The organism is Austwickia sp. (genome assembly GCA_016699675.1).
In the GTDB taxonomy this organism is placed as follows: Bacteria; Actinomycetota; Actinomycetes; order Actinomycetales; family Dermatophilaceae; genus Austwickia.
This window is the reverse complement of record CP064985.1, coordinates 2,464,405-2,486,444: the sequence shown is the minus strand read 5'-3', so window position 1 is coordinate 2,486,444 and position 22,040 is coordinate 2,464,405. Positions and strand designations below refer to the sequence as shown.

General features: G+C 69.0%; 17 protein-coding genes, 1 tRNA gene and 4 pseudogenes. 11 read left to right on the top strand and 11 right to left on the bottom strand.

All coding sequences use genetic code 11. From position 1 onward, the window contains the following. Positions 1-293: 293 nt before the first annotated feature. Together IPK37_11405 and IPK37_11400 are read right to left on the bottom strand one after the other, a co-directional pair. The gene (locus tag IPK37_11405) at positions 294-647 is read right to left on the bottom strand and encodes a hypothetical protein (protein ID QQR99616.1); all 354 of its coding nucleotides are present in this window, start codon (positions 645-647) and stop codon (positions 294-296) included. Positions 648-670: 23 nt separating this feature from the next. After that, positions 671-994, bottom strand: coding sequence for a hypothetical protein (locus tag IPK37_11400; protein QQR99615.1), 324 nt, complete (start codon positions 992-994; stop codon positions 671-673). A gap of 542 nt (positions 995-1,536) precedes the next feature. Here IPK37_11400 and IPK37_11395 point away from each other — a divergent pair. Next, positions 1,537-1,839: pseudogene (locus IPK37_11395) on the top strand (transposase). Positions 1,840-1,847: 8 nt separating this feature from the next. Here the strand turns inward: IPK37_11395 and IPK37_11390 are convergent. Then, a complete protein-coding gene (locus IPK37_11390; protein QQR99614.1) occupies positions 1,848-2,885 on the bottom strand; it encodes a DDE-type integrase/transposase/recombinase in 1,038 nt (345 codons plus the stop codon). Positions 2,886-2,893: 8 nt separating this feature from the next. Further along, positions 2,894-3,181, bottom strand: coding sequence for a hypothetical protein (locus IPK37_11385; protein ID QQR99613.1), 288 nt, complete (start codon positions 3,179-3,181; stop codon positions 2,894-2,896). 167 nt (positions 3,182-3,348) lie between these two features. Between IPK37_11385 and IPK37_11380 the strand changes: the two are divergent. Together IPK37_11380 and IPK37_11375 are read left to right on the top strand one after the other, a co-directional pair. Then, a pseudogene (locus IPK37_11380) lies at positions 3,349-4,293 on the top strand (IS256 family transposase). Between the two features lie 111 nt (positions 4,294-4,404). Continuing rightward, positions 4,405-5,807 (top strand): annotated as a pseudogene (locus IPK37_11375) (IS1380 family transposase). A 526-nt stretch (positions 5,808-6,333) separates the two neighbouring features. On the opposite strand, the gene IPK37_11370 reads toward IPK37_11375, so the two are convergent. Together IPK37_11370 and IPK37_11365 are read right to left on the bottom strand one after the other, a co-directional pair. Continuing rightward, the gene (locus tag IPK37_11370) at positions 6,334-6,999 is read right to left on the bottom strand and encodes a hypothetical protein (GenBank protein QQR99612.1); all 666 of its coding nucleotides are present in this window, start codon (positions 6,997-6,999) and stop codon (positions 6,334-6,336) included. A 20-nt stretch (positions 7,000-7,019) separates the two neighbouring features. Continuing rightward, positions 7,020-7,877, bottom strand: a complete 858-nt coding sequence (locus IPK37_11365; GenBank protein ID QQR99611.1) for a hypothetical protein — start codon at positions 7,875-7,877, stop codon at positions 7,020-7,022. Between the two features lie 336 nt (positions 7,878-8,213). Between IPK37_11365 and IPK37_11360 the strand changes: the two are divergent. Both IPK37_11360 and IPK37_11355 read left to right on the top strand, forming a co-directional pair. Further along, positions 8,214-9,300, top strand: a pseudogene (locus IPK37_11360) (IS630 family transposase). A gap of 192 nt (positions 9,301-9,492) precedes the next feature. Then, positions 9,493-9,565 (top strand) — tRNA-Thr (locus IPK37_11355). A gap of 282 nt (positions 9,566-9,847) precedes the next feature. Here IPK37_11355 and IPK37_11350 read toward each other — a convergent pair. Together IPK37_11350 and IPK37_11345 are read right to left on the bottom strand one after the other, a co-directional pair. Further along, positions 9,848-10,711, bottom strand: a complete 864-nt coding sequence (locus IPK37_11350) for a transglycosylase family protein (GenBank protein ID QQR99610.1) — start codon at positions 10,709-10,711, stop codon at positions 9,848-9,850. 528 nt (positions 10,712-11,239) lie between these two features. Beyond that, the gene (locus IPK37_11345; GenBank protein QQR99609.1) at positions 11,240-12,907 is read right to left on the bottom strand and encodes a serine/threonine protein kinase; all 1,668 of its coding nucleotides are present in this window, start codon (positions 12,905-12,907) and stop codon (positions 11,240-11,242) included. A 244-nt stretch (positions 12,908-13,151) separates the two neighbouring features. Here IPK37_11345 and IPK37_11340 point away from each other — a divergent pair, with 244 nt between their 5' ends. Further along, the gene (locus IPK37_11340) at positions 13,152-14,648 is read left to right on the top strand and encodes a trehalose-6-phosphate synthase (protein QQR99608.1); all 1,497 of its coding nucleotides are present in this window, start codon (positions 13,152-13,154) and stop codon (positions 14,646-14,648) included. Between the two features lie 35 nt (positions 14,649-14,683). Continuing rightward, positions 14,684-15,463 carry a trehalose-phosphatase gene (gene otsB, locus IPK37_11335; GenBank protein QQS02831.1) on the top strand — a complete coding sequence of 260 codons (780 nt, stop codon included), beginning with the start codon at positions 14,684-14,686 and terminating at the stop codon, positions 15,461-15,463. Here otsB and IPK37_11330 read toward each other — a convergent pair. Beyond that, positions 15,460-16,578: a LacI family DNA-binding transcriptional regulator gene (locus IPK37_11330; protein ID QQR99607.1), complete on the bottom strand. Its 1,119-nt coding sequence runs from the start codon at positions 16,576-16,578 to the stop codon at positions 15,460-15,462. The two genes, otsB and IPK37_11330, sit on opposite strands and share 4 nt — an antisense overlap. Before the next feature lie 216 nt (positions 16,579-16,794). Here IPK37_11330 and IPK37_11325 point away from each other — a divergent pair, with 216 nt between their 5' ends. From IPK37_11325 to ugpC, 4 genes are all read left to right on the top strand, one after another. After that, positions 16,795-18,105 (top strand): extracellular solute-binding protein, encoded by a 1,311-nt coding sequence (locus tag IPK37_11325; GenBank protein QQR99606.1) that lies wholly within the window; start codon positions 16,795-16,797, stop codon positions 18,103-18,105. Positions 18,106-18,264: 159 nt separating this feature from the next. Beyond that, entirely contained in the window at positions 18,265-19,221 is a 957-nt protein-coding gene (locus IPK37_11320; protein ID QQR99605.1) for a sugar ABC transporter permease, read from the top strand. Beyond that, entirely contained in the window at positions 19,221-20,069 is an 849-nt protein-coding gene (locus tag IPK37_11315; protein QQR99604.1) for a carbohydrate ABC transporter permease, read from the top strand. The genes IPK37_11320 and IPK37_11315 overlap by 1 nt, the downstream gene beginning before the upstream one ends. A gap of 162 nt (positions 20,070-20,231) precedes the next feature. Beyond that, positions 20,232-21,305 (top strand): sn-glycerol-3-phosphate ABC transporter ATP-binding protein UgpC, encoded by a 1,074-nt coding sequence (gene ugpC, locus IPK37_11310; protein ID QQR99603.1) that lies wholly within the window; start codon positions 20,232-20,234, stop codon positions 21,303-21,305. 72 nt (positions 21,306-21,377) lie between these two features. Here ugpC and IPK37_11305 read toward each other — a convergent pair whose 3' ends face one another. Further along, complete coding sequence (locus tag IPK37_11305; protein ID QQR99602.1) at positions 21,378-21,695, bottom strand: type II toxin-antitoxin system RelE/ParE family toxin; 318 nt, start codon at positions 21,693-21,695, stop codon at positions 21,378-21,380. Then, on the bottom strand, positions 21,680-21,934 hold the full coding sequence (locus tag IPK37_11300) for a ribbon-helix-helix protein, CopG family (GenBank protein QQR99601.1): 255 nt from the start codon (positions 21,932-21,934) through the stop codon (positions 21,680-21,682). The genes IPK37_11305 and IPK37_11300 overlap by 16 nt, the downstream gene beginning before the upstream one ends. Positions 21,935-22,040 lie beyond the last annotated feature (106 nt).

Genomic DNA, 22,040 nt, shown 5'->3' with positions numbered 1-22,040 from the left:
TCCGACGCGTCGGAGCCAGTAGTGCCGGTAGTGCCGGTAGTGCCGGGGGCGCGCGTCGCGCCGCGCTTCGGGCCGTCCGTCGCGGCAGCGTTGGCGGCGGCCGCCGTCGCAGAGGACCCACACGCCGAGGAGCCGGACCGGTCCACGCCGACGCCGGTGGTGGGAGTAGCAGCGGGCGCGGCGGCCGCAGCAGCGGCGGGTGCCGGAGGCGTGTGCTCGGTGTGGCCGAAGACGTTGCCAGCCGGGACCGGGGTGACCAGGCCGGGGATGTCGCCGTACAGGATCAGGTCCAGCTAGACATCACTGCGGAGCTGGCCCAGGGTGCGGCCGTCAACGCGGCGACGGGCCGCGCGGGCGATGGCATCGATGCGTAGCGCTGCGGCGGTGACCCGCTCCGCCGCCCCTGAGATCAAGTACTCGCCGGTGCCGTGCGGGGTCAGGGTGGCGTAGGCGTCCCGACGGGACAGGTCGAAGTCGCGCTGTTCCTTGGCCGGGACATGCTCGGCGACCAGCCGGTCCAGCCGGCACCGGAACGTCCGATACGACAGTGCCGCCCCGTCCCTGGTGGGCGCTAACGCCGCCGCGCCGATCTCGGCGGCCAGCTCCGGGGCCAGGGTGGCGGTGCGATCGGCCCAAGCCCGAGCCATCGCCCACGTCGCGGTACCCGCCGTCAGCGCATCACCGAGGTCCGGGTCGGTGAGCCGGCGCCGAGACGGACCCGCCCCACGGCGTCGTACAGTCCCAGCCCGGTGGCCAACCGGATCTCATCGACCACCGCCGCCTCAGCCTCCCCCAGAGCCCGGTCCCGCGCCGTCTTCGAGGCATCGGGTCCGACCTCATCGACCGCCAGCGCGCGACGCCGACCCGCCAACAAGCCCGCGGCCTGCGCCGACATCGCCGCCGCTCCCGCGGTCGCCTTCTCATAGGCCGCCATCGCGTCCAGGAGGTCGTCATCATCGAGCAGCGCCAGGCGGGCCGGGTCTGGCACGAACACGGCAGCGCATCCCTCCGGCACGCGCACCGCCCCACCCGACATCCCGATCCCCTGTACGTCATACCGAAACCAGTACTTCGTTGTTGTGTTCGATCCTAGCGGAGCGAAAAGCGCAGGGGAACCCGACTGGATAAGTCCAACGAAACCGTTTCTAACCATCGCTCCGGCGCTGCCAGGCAACTCCTTTTCCCGGCCTACGCCGGCACTATCAAGGACGGAGACGAGCGGCGCCGTCCCATCGGCGTGCCCATTGCGACCGAGAGCGAGCCTTCACGACCTGCGGTTTTGGTGCCATGGCACCCAAACCGCAGGTGACGAACGGTCACTGCCGGGGCACACGGGCCCGGATTGAGGCCTGCGCCGCCGACGCCCAGCCGCCCGGTCGCCGGCCCCATCAGAGCGGTCGGTCGATCGCCAGCAAAGATGCCGAAGTTGAGTCCCGCATAGTGGTGTAGCCGGTGGCCGGGTCGTCATGGACGACGAGGCGGTCACCGCGTGATCCTTCGAGTCAACCTTCCACAGAATCCTCGAGGACCAACACGATGACCGCTGCTCACATTGTCGATCCCGCTGGCCTGCTTGGCGAAGCCCTGGCTCAGGCCAGCCCAGACCTGATGCGGCACCTGCTGCAGGAGGTGATCAACACTCTGCTGTCCGCGGACGCCGACGCCGTCGTGGGCGCCGAGTACGGCAGGCCTTCCACGTCGCGGACCGCGCAACGCAATGGCTACCGCCACCGCGACCTTGATACCCGGGTCGGCACGATCGATGTCGCGGTCCCGAAACTGCGCTCAGGCACCTACTTCCCGGACTGGCTGCTGCAACGCCGTAAGCGGGCCGAGTCCGGTGATTGTCAACGGCGGTGAGACCACTGGTCAGGATTTCTGTGTCTGTGTCTCCTTGGGGTCGGTGGTGGTGATGTGGCGGGGGGCTGGTTGATCCAGGCCTCGGCGGGAGGTGCTGGCGCGAGGGGTGACCGGGTAAATCGGTGCGGATTGGTGGCGTATGCGGCGTTCAGTGTTTGTTGGCGCAGGTATTGGATGTGGGGCCAGGTGCCGTTGTGCACGCTGGCCGGTGTGTAGAACTTCAACCCGGAATGGTAGTGGTGGTTGTTGTAGTATTCTCGGAGGTCGTCGAGGAATTCTTGTGACTCCTTGATGGAGTCGAAGGAACCGGGATAGGCCGGGCAGTATTTCGTGGTCTTGAACAGCGCTTCGGAGTACGGGTTGTCGTTCGAGACACGCGGCCGGGACAACGACCGGGTGATCCCGAGCCGTTCGTAGAGATCAGTGACAGTTCCTGCGATCATCGCGGAGCCGTTGTCTGAGTGAATCATCGCTGGAATGACACCGGCGAATCCTTCGATGCAGGCTGTGATTAATTCCTCGACGTACTCTTCCCGGGGCCCGGGGTATGACCGTGCGGCGGGCATCAGTCGGGAAAAGATGTCGATCATCATGAATCCGTAGTAGTAGTGGCCGCGGCGGGGACCAAGGAATGCAGTGATGTCCCAAGAAGCGACCTGGCACGGTCCGGTCGCGTGCAAGTGGGGCACCGCCCGCGGGGGGTGCTTGGCCTGGGATCGGCGCTCGGTGAGCAGGTCCGCGGCGGCCAGGACGCGGTACATGGTCCGTGGGGAGGCTAGGTAGCAGCCGCGCTCCAGCAGCGTGTAGTAGACCTGGACCGGTGCCTTGTCGACGAATTCTGCACTGGTCAAGACCTCGATGATCTGGTCACGTTCTGCCGGGGCCAGCGCATTATGCGTCGGCCGGGGTAACGCCGGACCATGATGGAGTCGTTGAGGTTGCGCGGCGCGGTATTTCCCGGCCCGAGACAACCCCACCAACTCACAGGCTGCCCGTGTGGATAGGTCGCCAGCGAGGTCATCCACGCAGGATGTTAACGCCGTCCGGACCTGGTCGTGAGCGCCGAGCTCTCGGAGATCTGCTCCAAGAGCTCGAACGCTTTTCCCAGGGTCGCCACCGTCCGCTGAGAAGCCGCCAGCTCCGCCTCCAAAGCAGACACCCGATTCTGCAACGTGGCGACCCGGTCGGCGCGTTTGCGCTGCGCCCGCGCAGCCTCACGCTCGGGCTGGGCACGCCACTTGGTGATATGACTGGAATACAACCCATGCCCGCGCAGAAAAGCGCCCTTCTTCCCTTCCGGGGTGGCATCGTAGTCCCGCACAAACTCAGCCTTTTGGGCAGCTGTGAACACGCGACGCTGGGGGCGAGCAGGCTGGGCCGGACGGTCGGCCTGAGTCATGGTCATGGCAAGTCCTCACGGGTCGTGCCCTCCACGGTCCTACACAACTTTCGAACCGAGTGGTCTCACCCCAGGCTGGCACGGAGGGGTCCGCGTTGATCACGGTCGTCGCGGACTGCTATCTCGCCGGTGTCTCGACTAGGCGCATGGACAAGCTCGTGAAGACCCTGGGGATCGACTCCCTGAGCAAGTCGCAGGTCTCCAGGATGGCAGCAGAGCTCGATGAGGTCGTCGCGGACTTCCGTCACCGCCGCCTGGACGATGCCGGCCCGTTCACCTTCGTGGCCGCGGACGCGTTGACGATGAAAGTCCGCGAAGGCGGGCGCGTGATCAACGCTGTCGTTCTGCTCGCCACCGGCGTCAACGCCGACGGACACCGCGAAGTCTTGGGCCTGCGGGTCGCGACCAGTGAAACCGGCGCGGCGTGGAACGAGTTCTTCGCCGACCTCGTGGCCCGTGGCCTGGGCGGGGTCCGCCTGGTCACTTCCGATGCTCACTGCGGACTGGTCGAGGCGATCGCGGCGAACCTGCCAGGCGCCACCTGGCAACGGTGCCGCACCCACTACGCCGCCAACCTGATGAGCATCTGCCCCAAAAGCATGTGGCCGGCCGTCAAAGCGATGCTGCACTCGGTCTACGACCAGCCCGACGCCCCCGCGGTCCAAGCCCAGTTCGACCGACTCCTGGACTACGTCGCAGAGCGTCTCCCCGCGGTCGCCGAGCACCTCGACACCGCACGCGCGGACCTGCTCGCGTTCACCACGTTCCCCAAAGACGTATGGACCCAGATCTGGTCGAACAACCCCACCGAACGGCTCAACAAGGAAATCCGCCGACGCACCGACTCCGTCGGGATCTTCCCCAACCGCGAGGCGATCACCCGCCTCGTCGGCGCCGTCCTGGCCGAGCAGACCGACGAATGGGCCGAAGGACGCCGCTACCTCGGCCTCGACATCCTCGCCCGCTGCCGCCTCGGCGTCATCACCAACCCAACCGCCAACATCGAGACCCACATGCCCGCCCTGACCGCCTAACCCGGAGATTTCATGGTTAGTGTGGCCGGTAAACGCTGAAAGGTGCTCTTGACCTGGGAGAATATCGATTGCTGAGGTCGATCTTGGCGGGTCGAAGGGAGCACCTTTCAGGTGAAGCACACTACCCGGATCTACCCCAGAATCAAGGTCGACGCGGCCACCGTTCCGGCGGTTGCCCAGGCCGGTGGGGCGCTGCTGGCCCAGACTGCGACAGTGTCGGGGCTGGCCGCGACGTTGAGCGCTGCGCTGACGCCGTGGCGTAAGCCGTTGGCGCGGCACGATCCGGCCAAGGTGCTACTCGACCTGGCGATCACGCTGGCCCTGGGTGGGGACGCCTGCCGCGACGTGACGTTGTTACGAGTCGAGCCCGCCCTGTACGGGCCGGTCGCTTCCGATGCGACGATTAGCCGGACGATCGCGTCCCTGACCTCGCAGGTCACCGCCGTGGAGAAGGCCGTGGCGCGGCCCGAACCGCGGCCCGCGCCCACGTGTGGCATCGGGCCGGAACCCATGCCCCGAACCACGCAGCCTCAGCAACCGATCCGCTGGTCATCGACCTTGACGCGACGCTGATCACGGCCCACTCCGAGAAGGAGAACGCCGCCGCCACGTTCAAACATGGCTACGGCTTCCACCCGCTGTGCGCCTTCCTCGACCACGGCAAGACGGGCACCGGCGAACCGCTCGGCATGCTGCTGCGAGCGGGGAACGCTGGGTCGAACACGGCCGCTGACCACATCGCCGTGACCAAGACGGCGCTGGCGGCGGTGCCCGGGATCAACCCCTCCCGGCCCGGCAAGAAAGTCTTGATCCGCACCGACGGCGCCGGTGGCACCCGGGAGTTCCTGACCTTCCTGGACCGGCGCGGCCTGTCGTACTCCATCGGGTACACCCTGCCCACCAGCACGCCCCAGCTGTACGCGCTGATCCCCGAGACCGCCTGGCAGGTCGCCCTCGACGCCGACGGCGACGTCCGGGACGGCGCGGCCGTCGTCGAGCTCACCGACCTCCTCGCGGCTAAGGGTCTCCTCACGGGGTACCCGGCCGGGATGCGGGCCATCGTCCGACGCGAACGACCCCACCCCGGCGCCCAACTCCGCTTCACCGACGTCGAGGGGTACCGGCTGACCGCTTTCGTCACCAACACGACCCGTGGGCAACTGGCCGACCTGGAACTACGCCACCGGCGCCGGGCCCGCTGCGAAGACCGGATCCGCATCGCCAAAGACACCGGCCTGACCAACCTGCCCCTGCAGGGCTTCGCCCAGAACCGAATCTGGCTCCTGATCGTGCAACTCGCGAACGACCTGATCGCGTGGATGGGCATGCTGGCCTTCACCAGCACCGATGCCCGCCGCTGGGAACCCAAGACGCTACGGCTGCGGCTCTTCACCATCGCAGCCACCCTGGCCCACACCGGTAGGCAACGCCTGCTCCACGTCAAGGTCACGGCGCCCTGGGCGGGACTCTTCACCACCGGATGGGACCGCCTCGCGATCCTGGCCCCGCCCTGAGCAACGCCACCACCCCGCCCCGACAACCCGCAACACAGCCCTCGTCCGTGGAAGACGACGCCCACCGGAAGCGCCGCCCCGGGACATTGTCATACCCACCGGCCAGAATCAGCCCCACCGAGGCGTCAACGACGGCCCGGCCCCCACCAGCAAGCCCCCATGCAACATCCGGGCTAACCCCACCCCAAGGAAAACGCACGGCTACACCACTACCGGGGACTTGACCATCCCGGCTCCCCAGCCGGCCCCTACTCCCGGCTCCCCTGCCGGCCTTGCTCCGGTTCCCCAACCGGTTCCGCCCCGGTTCCCCAACCGGTTCCGCCCCGGTTCCCCAACCGGCCCTGCACCCGGCTTCCCTGCCGGAAACCTTCCCCATCGGCCTCCACCACGGTCGGCCCACCTGGGCTCGGTGAGGTTTAGCTAAAGAAATGGTCAACATCGTCAAGGACCCCGCATAGGTCCGCACCAGCGGCCTTTCGGGCCGGCTCCCGCCTGGGCAAGAAACCCGGCGGGAGCCGCCCATGTCTCAGGAAGACATCCCCGGCTCGTGGGCCGACAAGAGCCGAGCCGCTTGCGGCTGTAAGACCGCCATGAGCTCCCTGAGGCTGTAGGTCCGATCCGCCTCCAGGCCCGGGGGCACCGGTTCGAGCGGCCGGAACTGGTCGTGGTCAGGGTTGTCGGGACGGTGCAGCCAGAGGGCCATGAAGTACAACGCCGAGCAGCGCAACACCCGGACCTCAACGTCCGCCTCAGAGTCCGCTGCGCTGGCCTCCAACCGGTCGAGTTCGCGTTCGGTCGAACCCACGTACGGGCCGGAATTGACCTGGCTCAGCGCGTGGCTGCCTGGCGGCGGCGATTCGCGTGGTTCGGCCTGGACCGTCGGCCCTGCGGCCCCGGTGGCACCTGGCTGCCCGGACGCGCCGGCGGGGACCTCGTGCATTTCGACGGCCACCGCGGAGTCTCCCCGCCCGACGAGCCCACGGACACTGGTGAGGCGGGCGGCGGATACATCGCCACCAGCAGCAACGGCGTCCGCACCGATGTCGTACACATCGTGCGGTCGGGTGAGTTCCGGCGTCGGGGCACCGACGTCGGATGCTTCCGAGGTAATCCCGGCGGTCACGGCCTGCTCAAGGCCCGCGCGGACAATCTCCGCGGCATTGTCAGGTGGTTGCGTATAACGGATGGACATGTCGTCTCCCTGCGCTCTCATCACTTGGTGTAGTAGGAGCAGTACCAGCTCCCACCGCCGTTGTACTGACTGGGGAACGCGTCGAAGTTCTGCACGGATGCCCCATACCACGGGTCCTGCACCACGATCGTTCCCGTCGTATCGAAACCGTCCACGACGGGGTTGTGGCCGCCCCCACCGTTCCATTGGACGTTCACCGAGATCGGACGCCGCGCGGTGATCATTTCTTGCACCTTCTGGAAGGTTGGCTTCCCGTTCACCTTCGCATCAAAATGACCAACGATCGGCAATGATTTTTCGGGATACCACGGCTGATTGCAGGCGGCGGAGGAGCCGTTGGTGCAACAACTCGTCTGGCCGAACGCCTGGTTGACCAAGCTGCACTGCGACCAGGTGCTCGACGGGTCGTAGAACTTGGCGATGCTGACCGAGGACGCCGCCCAGCACCATTGCGTTTGCTGCTGGTGCTCCTCATTCAGCCACAACCGACCAGTGGCCGGCAGGGTCGTGACCACGTCAAGACCGAAGTTCCAGCTCGACCCGGCGCCACTAGGGCTCGCGGACTGGTGGGGACTGTGTTCCCCGCCCGTCGGGCATTGCCCCGCCGACGAATAGCCATACCAGAACAGGCCGAAACATTTCGTGCAGAAGCGCCAATTGCTTTGGCGGGGCACGCCGGTGCCGCCGCCGCCAGCACGCGCCGGCGGAGCGTTGGTGTCGACCACCGGCAAGCCGAGGTTGATGCTGCTCCACGCGCCGGTAGGGCTGGCCGATCGGTGCGGGGAGTGGGCTCCCCCGAGCGGACAGGACCCCGCCGTCTGGTAGCCGTACCAGAACAGGCCGAAGCATTTGGTGCAGAACCGCCAATTGCTCTGCACGGGGGGGCCGGAACCTCCACCACCTGGATTCGGCGCCGGGGGATTCGTATCCAACACCACCAGCGAGAAGTCCCAGCTGCCCCCGGGATCATGACCGCCACCGCGCGGACACGTGCCCTTTGTGGGATAGCCATACCAAAAGAGACCGAAACACTTGACGCAGAAGCGCCAATTACTCTGGGCGCCCATGTCAACGCCCGGATCGAGAAACTGACGGGAACAAGACGGCTGCTCGGGCAACCTTGGCTGAACCACACATGACGGACCTTCCTCTCGACGTGTGGACATCTAGTGTCGTGAGTCATTAATTCGCCTGCTGTTGGGTAGGATTCGTGTATGTCGGGTCCTGCCGCGAAGCCGTTGGTGTTGACCGATCGAGCGGGCGGTGTTGACGGGGTGGATCAAGCGGCCGACGTCGGCGGCCAGGCTGGTGCAGCGGGCCTCGATCGTGTTGGCGTACGCCGATGACCCGCACGTGGCCGGGGTGGCGCGCCGGCTCGGGGTGAGCGCTGCGACGGTCACGAAGTGGCGCGACCGGTTCGCGGCCGGTCGTCTCGACGGGCTGGAGGACGCGCCGCGACCGGGGCAGCCGCGCAAGCTCACGGATGAGCAGATCAACGCCCTGATCACCCGGACGTTGCAGGACACGCCGCCGAACGGGGATACGCACTGGTCGACCCGGTCGATGGCCGCCGACCAGGGGCTGAACCAGACCCAGGTGTCGCGGATCTGGCGGGCGTTCGGGCTCAAACCGCACGCAGTGGACTCCTGGAAACTGTCCAAAGACCCCGACTTCGTGGACAAGGTCCGCGATATCGTCGGGTTGTACATGTCACCACCGGAGAACGCGCTGGTCCTCGCGGTCGATGAGAAGTCCCAGGTCCAGGCGCTGGACCGGACCGCGCCGATCCTGCCGATGATGCCCGGTACACCCGCGCGGGCCACCCCCGACTACGTCCGCCACGGCACGACGCCCGGGTTCGCGGCGATGGACATCGTCTCCGGGGCGGTGATCGGGCGGAACTACCGGCGCCACCGCAGCAGCGAGTTTCTGGCCTTCCTCAAGGAAGTCGACAGGGTCACCCCCGCCGGGCTGGAGCTGCACCTCGTGCTGGACAACTACGCCACCCACAAGACTCCGGCCGTGAAGGCCTGGCTGCTCAAACACCCCCGCGTGGTGCTGCACTTCACCCCGACCTCGGCGTCCTGGCTCAACCTCGTCGAACGCTGGTTCGCCGAGTTGACCCGCCGCAAGCTACAACGCGCGACCCACCGCTCGGTCATCGAGCTCGAACGCGACATCGTCACCTGGACCCAGGAGTGGAACAAGAACCCCAAGCCCTTCGTCTGGACCAAGAGCGCCGACCAGATCCTCGAAACCCTCGCCGGCTACTGCAAACGAATTAACGACTCACGACACTAGAGGAGCAACTGAGGTGGGGTTTAGATACATGCGCCAGGCACTCGGTGGACCCACCCAAGGTGTTCGGGTCACCTGCTCGTGGCGCGGCGGGCAGGGGCGGCGCGGCGGCGGTGCTCCGGCCGGACGTTCCCCGCGGTTAGGATCGTGGGGTCGCCTGGGGCTGTTGCGGTTTCCCGTACGCCGTGGGCGCCCGCTGGAGTGGCGCAATCGGTAGCGCACCTGTCTTGTAAACAGGTGGTTGAGGGTTCGAGTCCCTTCTCCAGCTCTGCGCGGGTGGCGAGGGGTCGGGAGCAGCGAGCGCCCGTCGCCACCCGCGCAATGCAGTAGGTGACTCGAACCCGCAGGTGGGCCCCCGACGTTTTGCGAGCGGAGCGAGCCGGACGGTGGGATCGAGTCCCTTCTCTGGCCGGACGGTGGGGATCGAGTCCCTTCTCCAGCTCGGCACCCCGAGGACACGACGGAGGCCCGGACCCCCCTGATGGGTCCGGGCCTCGCCGGTTTTACCGCGTAAGCGGACGAGCATCCACCCGAGGCGGGCGGGAGTTGATCAGCGGTACGACGCGGGGGCCACCGCGAGCTGCAGCGTGCTCTGCGAGATCGAGCCACCCTCGGCCGCGGACGCGAGCGCCTTGGCGCTGGCCTCGGCGAGCTTGACCTGCGCGTACGCCGAGAGCTTGTCCAGCATCGGCTGCGTGAAGTAGTCCAGGCCGGAGGCGGAGAGGCCGACCAGCTTCTCGGCGGCGGCGATGGTCTGGACGTCGGTCTTGCCGGTCGCGTTCGCGCCGAGCTTGGCCTGCAGCGCGCTCAGCGCCTTGGCGTCCCAGACGCCCGCACCGGTGCCGGTCCAGGACTGGACCAGCTTCGTGTCGGCCGGCTTCAGGGCGCCGGCGGCCGGCTTGACGACCGCAGCCGGGACGGCAGCGGCAGCAGCGGGCGTGGCGGCGGCGGCCTTGGCCTGGGCGGGAGCGGCCGCGGCGGTACGAGCCGGGGCAGCAGGCGCGGCCGCGCGGGCCGGCGCCGGGGCGACGGAGCCGCCACCGCTACCGCGGGTCAGGCCGGCGCGCACCGAGCAGACGGGCCAGGCGCCCGGGCCCTGCATGGCGAGGAGCCGCTGACCGACGGCGATCTGTGCTTCGCGGCTGGCCAGGTCCGCCCGGGAGGCGTAGGCGCCACCACCGGCAGCGAGCCAGCTGGACTGGGTGAACTGCAGGCCCCCGTAGAAGCCGTTGCCGGTGTTGATGTTCCAGTTCCCGCCGGCCTCACAGGCGGCGACGCTGTCCCAGACGTCCGCGTGCGCGGCCGAGGGGACGATGGCAACGCCGACCGCCGCGGTGGCGAGGGTAGCGATGCCGGTACCGATAGCGCGGCTGATGTGCCGGCGCGGGGCGACGTGCTTAGGGGTATGGGCCATGTGCCTTCCGATGTCCTTCCTGACGGGCGCCTGCGGGGTTAGCTGTCGGGTTCGGGCGTCAGGTGCCCGGCCGGTCTTGCCGGCTTAACCCCAAGCCGTGTCCCCACGGCGCACCGGCCACTGCCGGTTGGTTCCCCCACCCTCGTCTGCTCCGGCTCAGGGGCCGGCCGTGTCCGCCGACGAGGTTGGGCGCGCGGACACGTTGCGGTATGTGCGGATATCGCGCGCGTCACGTCGCCGTACATTCGATCGCTGGACGACCCCCCAGACCGGGGCGTCGTTGCGTGGCAGGGATACGGCGGCGCGCCGGAAGCGCGACGTTGGCCAGACTAGCGGCGCACCCATTGAAACGTCACGGTTGCGCAACGGCGAAGTCACGAAACGGTACGCATCGGCGTGGCGTCCCACGAAACGGCGCAGCTCACAGGCCCGCAGGTCAGGAGCCTGCCGCGCGCGTCGGGTCACGAATGTGAAAAGGGTCTCAAACTAATGGTCGCCGAATAATCCACATCGTGAGATTTCCAGGACTCACGAGCTGCGGAGGCCCGACGCCGAGAGACCCCGCACCCACGCGAACGGGTCGTCTCCTAGGGGCGCCCAGGTGGGTTCGAATCCGCTCGACTGGGAGATCAACGCGACCACCGCGCCTGCCAGGAGCAAGACCGCGGCCACAACCGTGGACCCGTGTCGACCCGGGGTGAGAGCTCGCGCGACCACCCGCGACCCTCGACGTACCGTGGATCCCCCCGGCCCCCACCAGCCGACGAGCAGCGCGGCGGCAGCCCCCGCGAGCAGAGGCGCCGCGGCCGAGGTGTCGCTCGCCGACCCGGGGACTGGCCCAGCCCCCTGCAGCGCGATGGCCCCCGCGAGGGCACATCCCCCCGCGAGCGCGGGAAGGATCGCACCGAAGATGCTGCCGAGCGCCGCCCCCACGGCGTACGCCGGAGAACGCACCACGGCTCCCGCCACGTCGCCGCGCCGTACGCCGTACTCCCCGCGCCGCAGGCTCAGCCCCACGACGGCGCGGTCCACCGTGCGCGCCACCCAGGACCACGCGGTCCCGGCAACCAGCGCAAGCACCGGCGCGACCAGCGCAAACGCCGCGAGAAGCGCCGCTCCCGCGACGATCACCCCGGTCCGTCGGGCCCGCGGGACGGCCCCACTTCCGTACGCCGCGCCCGGCGGCGGGGCGTACGGCGCGTACGGCGCCGCGGCGGGCGGCCGGGACGGGGACCCATGCGGCGCAGCGACTTGATGCCCGGAGGCCGACCCGTGCGGCGCAGCGACCGGTGCTCCGTACGCTGCGGCCCGCACCCCAGGAGAAGCGGGCGACGCCGGGACGATCGGGACGGGCGCCGTCCTCGCCACCGCGGGGATGACCTCGGTGCGGGGCAACGCGGGCAAGGACGCGGTGGGCCCACCCCGCGCGGCGTATCGCTCCAGCCCCGCCAGGATCTGCGCCTGCGTCGGCCGCGCTGTCGGCTGGGGATCGAGGGCCGCGCGCAGCAGCGGCGCCAAGGCGGGGTCGACCCCGGCGAGGTCGCACTCGCCAGCCCGGATGCGGGCCAGGACCGCATCGGCCGGGCCCTCGCCGAACGGCACCCGGCCGGAGGCCGCGAAGGCCAGCGTCGCGGCCCACGCCCACCAGTCCGTGGCCGAGGTGACCTGCGCCCCGTCGAGGATTTCCGGGGCCAGGAACCCCGGCGTGCCCATCACCAGACCCGTCGACGTGATCCGGGCGTCGTCGGTGCCGTACGCGATCCCGAAGTCGATGAGCACGGGCCGCCCGTCGTGCAGCAAGACGTTGGCGGGCTTGAGATCACGGTGCACCACGCCGGCCGCGTGCACCGCGGAGAGCGCCTCGGAGAGGTCCCGCGCGAGGGCGAACAGGGCCTCGGGGGGCAGTGGGCCGTGTTGGGCGACGTACCGATCCAACGGCGGGCCGGGAATGTACCGGGTCACGACGTACGGCCGCGATCCCTGGACGTCGGCGTCGACGATGCCCGCGACCCCCGGGTGCCGAATCCGCCAGAGGTGATCGACCTCGCGCGCCAGCCGCGCGCGCGTCGCCGGGTCGTCCGTCACGTGGTCGCGGAGCACCTTGACGGCCACCGCGCGGCCCCGATCGTCCAGCGCCAGGTGAACGACGCCCATGCCGCCGCGGCCGAGCTCGGAGCAGAGGCGGTAGCGGCCCACCATCCCCACCTGTGACCCCCCTCTCCTGGCGCCCCGACGACGGCCCACCCGGAGCCTCGCTCAGGGTACGGCGCGTCGCTGGAACCCCCCTGGGAGGGGCGAGCACGCCGGGACGGAGCTTCCCCTACGACGTCTCGACCCGCCGATCCGCTCCCCCGGGCAGGTTCGCCCAGTCCCTCCCGCCGGTGGGCTCGCACCCCGGCCATAGAGTGGAGATCGCCCGATTGGTGAGGAGCTGAGACACGTGAGCGAGCGCACGACAGCGCGGCCGGACGTCGCACCTGCCACCGAGCAGACCTACGACTTCGTGATCGCCGCGAACCGCCTGCCCGTCGACCGCAAGGAGGCTGCGGACGGCACGGTCAGCTGGCAACGCAGCCCCGGTGGGCTGGTCTCGGCGATGGACTCGGTGATGCGGGGCCGGGAGGGCGCCTGGATCGGCTGGGCCGGGGACGCGGGCGAAGCCCCCGCCCCGTTCGAGGACGCGGGCATGTATCTGTACCCCGTCCCGTTGAGCGCCGAGGAGATCGCCGACCACTACGAGGGCCTGTCCAACGACACGCTCTGGCCGATCTACCACGACGTCATCGTCCCTGCGACCTTCCATCGGCGCTGGTGGCAGGCCTACACGAGGGTCAACAAACGCTTCGCGGAGGCGATCGCGACTGTCGCTGCGCCGAACGCCACGGTGTGGGTGCACGACTATCAGCTGCAACTGGTGCCCGCGCTCGTGCGCGAGCTGCGCCCAGACGTCCGGATCGGCTGGTTCAACCACATCCCGTTCCCGCCGGTGGAACTGTTCGCGCAGCTCCCGTGGCGCCGCGAGATCATCGACGGCCTCCTCGGGGCGGACTTCCTCGGCTTCCAGAAGTCCTCGGACGCGGCCAACTTCCGGCGCGCCTGCCGGGAGCTCGCCGGGCTGCGGTTGAAGCGCGACATCGTCTACACCGCCGGACCCCCCGGCCAGCACCGGGCGGTGCGCGCCGCCGGCGTGCCGATCTCCATCGACACGGCCCACTTCACCGAACTGGCCGCGCGGCCGGAGGTCCAGGCGCGGGCCAAGGAGATCCGCGAGTCGCTGGGCAACCCCAAGGTGCTCATGCTCGGCTGCGATCGCCTCGACTACACCAAGGGCATCCGGCACCGCCTGAAGGCCTACCAGGAGTTGCTCCGCGACGGGGCCATCGCCCCGCCCGAGCAGTGCTTGATCCAGGTGGCCGTGCCCAGCCGGGAGCGGGTCGACGCCTACAAGGACCTCCGCGAGCAGGTCGAACTCACGGTGGCGCAGGCCAACGGCGACTACAGCTCCCTGGGCTCGGCGGCGATCGAATACCTGCACCAGAGCTTCGACCAGGCGGAGATGGCCGCGATGTATCGGGCCGCCGACGTCATGCTCGTGACCCCGCTGCGGGACGGGATGAATCTCGTCGCGAAGGAATACATCGCCTGCCACCCCGACGACACGGGCGCCCTGGTGCTGTCCGAGTTCGCTGGCGCCGCAGAGGAACTCACCCAGGCCTATCTGTGCAACCCGCATGACATCCAGGGCCTGAAGGCGACGATCATGAGGGCGGCCACGGCGCCGAGCGCCGAGCGGCGGCGCCGGATGCGGGCGCTGCGGCGCCGCATCACGCAGTACGACGTGCAGCACTGGGCCGCCAGCTTCCTGCAGGCGCTGGAGGCCGCGCCGGAGCGGCCGGCCGCGGAGCCCTCGACCCAGGCGGCGGGGAGCCGACGGTGACCGCGCGACCGGGGGGTGCGCAGGCCGCCGCCGAGCTGAGCGCTGACGTGCACGAGCTGGTACGTCGGGCCGCGGCGCTGCCGACCGTGGTGCTGGCCACCGACTTCGACGGCACGCTGGCGCCGTTCGTCCAGGACCCGATGCAGGCCCGGCCGGCACCCGGCGCCATCGAGGCCCTCCGGGCGGCGCTGGCCCTGCCGGGCGTCACGGTCGCCCTCGTCTCGGGGCGTGACCTCGCCGTCCTGCAAGATCTTTCGGGGTTGGCCGACGACCCCCGTGTCGTCTTCATCGGGACGCACGGGGCCCAGTCGAGTCGCGTCGTCGGCTCGGGTCAGCTCACCCCCGCTCAGACCGACCTGCTGAGCGCCCTGGACGAGGCGCTGCACGCCGTGGTCGCGGCACATCCCGGCAGCCGGATCGAACGCAAGCCCGCCGCGGTGGTCCTGCACACGCGCGGCATGCCCGAACCCGCGAACTCGGCGGCGCTGACGGCGGCCGGCGAGGTGGCCGAGCAGTTCTCGGACTGCCATCCGCTGCGCGGCAAGGACGTCCAGGAGATCGGGGTCATCGAGGCGAACAAGGGCTCGGCGCTGCGCGGCCTCGCCGCGGAGGTGGGCGCCGACGCCACGATCTACCTGGGCGACGACGTCACCGACGAGATGGCGTTTCGGGCGCTGGATCCCGCCCGCGGCGACGTGACGATCAAGGTCGGTGGAGGGAGCACGGCCGCGTGCTGCCGCGTCGCCGACGTGCCGGCCGCGGTCGCCGTACTGGCCGCGTTCGTCGCCGCGCGCACGGCGAACCCGCCCCGCTAAGCCGACCGCCCACCGCGCCGACCGCGGGCCGTCCGCACCGCCCCCTCCAGCCGCGCGGACAGGCCCGCCTCGCCGCGTCGCATCGCCGCGTGCGCCGCGCTGGTCTGCGGGGCGGGGCCAGTGGAGGAGCGAACGACGAAATCGGGACGGAACACGAGTTCGGCACGCGGCGTCGGCTGACCCTCGATCTGCGCGAGGAGCAGCGACACCGCGGCCTGGGCCATGCCCGTGGTGTCCTGCCGGACGGTGGTCAGCGGCGGGTCGGTGTAGGCCATCAGCAGCGAGTCGTCATAGCCCACCACGGACAGGTCCGTCGGGACGCTCAGCCCGCGGCGCCGCGCCTCGGCGATGACGCCCAGCGCCATGATGTCGCTGCCGCAGGTGATGGCGGTGCAGCCGGCGTCCAGGAGCTGGGCCGCCGCCTGACTGCCGCCCTCAACCGTGAACAGCGTGCTGGCGATGAGGTCGCTGACATCGTCGAGGCCCACCAGGTCGGCCATGGCCTGCCGGAAGCCGGTGATTTTGCGGTGCGAGGGGACGAACCGCTCCTGGCCCACGGCCAGGCCGATGCGACGGTGGCCGAGCCCCACGAGGTGACCGACCGCGAGCGCCATCGCCCCGACGTCGTCGTTGCTCACGAACGGGGCCTCGACGCTCTCCTGGTAGCCGTTGACCAGCACGACGGGCAGCCCGCGCTGGGTCAGGGCGTGGTAGCGCGACATGTCCGCCGTGGCGTCGGCGTGCAGCCCGGAGACGAAGACGATCCCCGAGACCCCCCGCTCGAGCATCATCGCCACGTAGTCGTCCTCGGCGATGCCGCCCGCGGTCTGGGTGCACAGGATCGGGGTGTAGTCCCGCGCCGCCAGGCCGGACTCGATGGCCTGCGCGAACGCCGGGAAGACCGGGTTCTCCAGCTCCGGGACGACGAGCCCAACCAGCCCGACGCTCGCGCGCCGGAGCTTGGCCGGGCGGTCGTAGCCGAGCATGTCGACGGCGGCGAGGACCGCCACGCGAGTGCTCTCGGCCACGCCGGGCTTGCCGTTGAGGACCCGGCTCACGGTGGCCTCGGACACGCCGGTCTGCGCGGCCACGTCCGCTAGCCGCGGAGCTCGCATGGGTCCTCCTCCGTACGTCGGCGGCGCCTGTGGCGGGAGATTACCAATGGGGCTGAGTCCCCCACGACGCCGCGGCACCTCACGACGCGACTATCCCCGAGGTAACGAAATTACGCAAGAAGTCTCCAAAGGCTTGTGCAAGATCTTGCAGAGCTTTAGGCTCCCGGGAAGAGCGGGCGAGGGCGCCCGCCGCGAACTACCTAGGAGCACACACCCATGCGCCGGAGCGTTTACGCTGCAACCCTGCTCACCACGACGGCGATTGCGCTGACCGCCTGCGGTGGCGGCGGCAGCACCACTGCAACGACTTCCAGCGCCGCCTCCAGCGGTGCGTCCGCGAATGCTGCGGACATCAAGGGCGACCTGACCTGGTGGGACACCTCGGATGCGACCAACGAGGCCCCGATGTACAAGGAGATGATCGCGGAGTTCAGCAAGCAGTACCCCAACGTCAAGATCAACTACCAGTCGGTCCCGTTCGGTGAGGCCCAGAACAAGTTCAAGACGGCCGCCGCGGCGAAGTCCGGCGCTCCGGACATCTTGCGCGCCGAGGTCGCCTGGGTGCCCGAGTTCGCTTCCCTCGGTTACCTCTACAAGCTCGACGGCACCGAGCTGACCAAGGACATGGACGACTTCCTGGCCGCCCCCAAGGGTTCGACCCAGTTCAACGGCGGCACGTACGGCGTCCCGCAGGTCACCGACACCCTCGGCCTCATGTACAACAAGAAGATGCTCGCCGACGCGGGCGTCCAGCCGCCCAAGACCTGGGACGAGATGAAGACGGCCGCCGCCGCCATCAAGACCAAAACGGGCAAAGACGGCGTTTACCTGAACCCGGCCGGCTACTACCTGCTGCCGTTCATCTACGGCGAGGGCGGCAACCTGCTCGACCCGCAGGCGAAGAAGATCGTCGTCAACGACGCCCCCGCCGTGGCCGGCGTCACCAAGGCCCAGGAGCTGCTGAAGTCTCCCGGCTTCACCAAGGCCCCCGCCACCGAGGCCTACAAGGCCATGATGGACGCCTTCAACGCCGGCAACGTGGCCATGCTCGTGCAGGGCCCGTGGGAGACCGCGAACGTCTCCAAGGCCGCCACCTTCGGCGGCAAGGACAACCTCGGCATCGCCGCGGTCCCGGCCGGCTCCAAGAAGGCCGGCGCCCCCGTCGGCGGCCACGACTACGTCGTCTACCAGGGCATGAGCAGCGACAAGGCCAAGGCCGCGATCGCCTTCATCAAGTTCATGACGAGCCCGGAGAACCAGGCCAAGATCTCCGACAAGCTCGGCGTCCTGCCCACCCGCAAGTCCGCCTACGACAAGGTCACGAACCCGCTCGTCAAGGCGTGGCAGCCGGCCATAGACGTTGCGGTCGAGCGCGCCTGGATCCCCGAGGGCGGCCAGCTGTTCGCGCCGCTCGACAAGGCCGCGACCAAGCTTATGGTCAACCTCGCGGACCCGAAGGCGACGCTGACCGAGGTCGCCAACACCTACAAGGCCGAGGTCGTCAAGAGCTACAGCACCGTCGGCTGAGTGCGCCGTCTCAGCTGATCCCGCACGCCGTACGGCGGGCGGCCACCCCGGCCGCCGTACGGCGTGTCCCATGACCTGTCTGTTCCGCACCCACCGCAGCACCGCCGTACCGCTCTCAAGGAGTTCCATGTCGGTCGTCGTCAGCATCGGGGGGAGCCGATGAACCGGCTCCGGACCCTGTGGGGCAAGCACTGGTACGCGTGGGCCTTCGTCGCGCCCGTCGTCATCGTGCTCGCCGTGCTCGTCTTCTACCCCCTCGTGCAGGGCATCTGGCAGTCCTTCACCAATCTCACCGAGGCCAACCAGGCCGCCGAGGTGTGCACCAAGACCCTCGGCGGCGACCAGGAGTGTCGGCCCAACCCGAACCAGGCGCACTTTATCGGGCTCGGCAACTACGCCGACCTGCTCACCGGCCGGGTCGGCGAGTTCTGGCATCAGCTGCTCATCACGCTGATCTGGACCGCCGCCTGCGTGTTCTTCCACTACACGCTCGGGCTCGGCCTGGCGATCCTGCTGCACCGCGAGATGCGCCTCCGCAGCATCTACCGCGTGCTGCTGATCCTGCCGTGGGCGGTCCCCGCGTTCGTCTCGGCATTCGCGTGGAAGTTCATCTTCGACCGCGACGCGGGCATCATCAACGCAGTCATCACCGGGATGGGCGGCCAGGCCGTGGACTTCTTCGACACGACGCCCAAGGCCCTGATCGCCTGCATCATCGTCAACGTCTGGCTCGGCGTGCCGTTCATGATGGTCGCGCTGCTCGGCGGCATGCAGGCGATCCCCGGCGAGCTTTACGAGGCCGCCGAGATGGACGGCGCCACCGGCTGGCAGCGGTTCACCAATGTCACGCTGCCGGGCCTGCGGCCGGTGTCGAACTCGGTGATCCTGCTCGGCACGATCTGGACCTTCAACATGTTCCCGATCATCTTCCTGGTCAGCCGCGGCGGCCCGTCGGGCGGCACGGAGATCCTCGTGACGGGGGCGTATCGCGCGGCCTTCGAGGGCATCCGCAACTACGGCTTCGCCGCGGCGTACGGCGTGGTCATCCTCTCCATCCTCGTGCTCTACTCGCTCGTCTACCGGCGAGTGCTCCGCAGCCAAGGGGAGGTGTGGTGATGGCACGCCGGACCCGTCGTGGCCACCGTTCCCCCGCCGCCTCCGTGGGCCTGCACGCCACGTTGCTCTTCGCGACCTTCGTGGCCGTGTTCCCCATCGCGTGGATCGCGTTGGCCTCGTTCAAGCCGGCGGCCGAGGTCGGTCAGCTCGGCCTGCCCACCAGCCCCACGCTGGAGAACTACTCGAGCCTGCTCGGGACGACCGACTTCGCCAGGTGGTTCGCGAACTCCGTCGTCTGCGCCCTCTTCACGATGCTGATCGGCATCGCGATGTCGGCGACGGCGGGCTACGCGATCAGCCGGTTCAACTTCCCGGGCAAGCGGTCGCTGATGTGGACCTTCCTCGTCACCCAGATGTTCCCGGTCTCGATCCTCATCGTGCCGATCTACACGATCATGTCCCGGCTGGGCCTGATCAACACCCACGTGTCCCTGGTCATCGCGTACTGCACGATCGCGGTCCCGTTCTGCACCTGGATGCTCAAGGGCTACTTCGACTCGATCCCCGGCGAACTGGACGAGGCCGCGCACGTCGACGGGCTCGGGCCGTTCGGGACGTTCTGGCGGGTCATCCTGCCGCTGGCCCGGCCGGGCCTGGCCGTGACCGCGTTCTACACGTTCCTCACGGCGTGGGGCGAGGTCGCCTATGCGAGCGCCTTCCTCAACACCGACGACAAGTACACCCTCGCCTACGGCATGCAGATCCTCGTGCCCCGGCCGCCGGCGCTACCGCACTGGGATCTGCTGACCGCCGCGGCCGTGCTCATCACGATTCCCGCCGCCGTCGTGTTCTTCTTCGCCCAAAGACACCTGGTCGCGGGGCTTACTGCGGGTTCCACCAAGGGCTGATCGGCCGATGGCGTAGCCTGCTCGTGGCGGGCGCGTTTCGCGCAGTTCCGCTCGACAACCGCATATCGCCTGGACCCTCGGGTCTCCCCAAGGTCGGGGCATCCATCCTTTACAACGGATCGTCCGGCACGTTCCTGCCGGTGAAGGGAAGACAACGTCGTCATGGCTACCGTTCGTTTTGAGAGCGCTACCCGCACTTATCCGGGTAATGACAAGCCGTCCGTAGACGCCCTGGACCTCGACATCGCCGACGGCGAGTTCCTGGTTCTCGTGGGCCCGTCAGGCTGCGGAAAGTCCACCTCGCTGCGGATGCTCGCGGGCCTCGAAGAGGTCAACGCCGGCAAGATCTACATCGACAACAAGGACGTCACCGACCTGTCGCCGAAGGACCGCGACGTGGCGATGGTGTTCCAGAACTACGCCCTCTACCCGCACATGTCCGTCGCCGACAACATGGGCTTCGCCCTGAAGATCGCCGGCGTCGACAAGGGTGAGATCCGCCGGCGCGTGGAGGAGGCGGCGAAGATCCTCGACCTCACCGAATACCTGCAGCGCAAGCCGAAGGCCCTCTCCGGCGGTCAGCGCCAGCGCGTCGCGATGGGTCGCGCGATCGTGCGCGAGCCCAAGGTCTTCCTCATGGACGAGCCGCTGTCCAACCTGGACGCCAAGCTGCGGGTGCAGACCCGCACGCAGATCGCCTCGCTGCAGCGCCGGCTCGGCATCACCACGGTCTACGTCACCCACGACCAGGTCGAGGCCATGACAATGGGCGACCGAGTGGCGGTGCTCAAGGACGGCTTGCTGCAGCAGTGCGACAGCCCGCGCCGCATGTACGACCACCCCAACAACGTCTTCGTGGCCGGCTTCATCGGCTCCCCCGCGATGAACCTCTTCGAGGTGCCCGTGGAGGGATCGTCGGTGAAATTCGGTACGGCGACGCTGCCGGCCAGCTTCGGAGCTGCCCCGAGCGGCGGGCGCGTGACGCTCGGCGTACGGCCCGAGGATCTCGACATCGCGCAGCAGGGGCTTCCGGTGACCGTGGAGGTCGTCGAGGAGTTGGGCGCGGACGCCTATGTCTACGGCTCCATGGACGGCGCCGAGCCGACCGACAAGCCGATCGTGGTGCGGGTCGACGGGCGGGTTCCCCCGGAGAAGGGCACCCGGATTCACCTGATGCCCAAGGCGGATCACGTGCACTACTTCGACCCGAACACCGGCGAGCGCCTCGGCGACTGAGCCGCTCGACGACGCATGCAGGACTGCCTTCAGCCCCACAGCTGGGGGCAGTCCTGCATGTCGGGCTGCATTTCAGGGCTCCGGGTGGTCCAAACCCCGCGGTCGGTCCTGGCGATCGTGCAACACCCGGACGATGCGAACCTCTGCCGGCTCGGAGAGCTGATAGAAGACGCCATACGGGAACCGTCGCATCCGGGCACGACGCAAGTCGCTGAAGCCCTCGACCATGGTGCCCGAGCGGGGAAACGCCGTGAGGCGTTCGACGACTCGGCCGAGCGCCTCGACGAAGGCGTCCGCCAGTTCGGCGCTGACCTCGGCGTAGTGATCCCGGGCGGCACGCACGTCGGCGACCGCGGCGGGTGCGAGGACGACGTTTATCGCTGTCCCCACAGTTCGCGATGCACCTCGCTCCAGGGCCGCGCGGCGTGGGGCTGTGCGGCGTCCTCGTCCAAGGCCTGCTGCAGCAGGCGTCGCTCCTCCTCGGACGGGCAGTACTTCGCTTCGCCGAAGTGCGTGCGGATCGCCTCCTGGATCATCTCGGACCGCGACCGGTGTTCGATCTTGCGGGCCCGCTCGACCAGCTCGTACAGCTCCTCGGGCAGCGTCACCGCAACCTTCCGCACCGCCATGCCGGACCTCCTCGGTATGAGTTCAGCATACCGGCGAGCGCGCCCGAGACCCTGACGTTGTCAGTACGCCCCTACGCCCGGTGCCCCCTGGAGGGAGATAATCGCG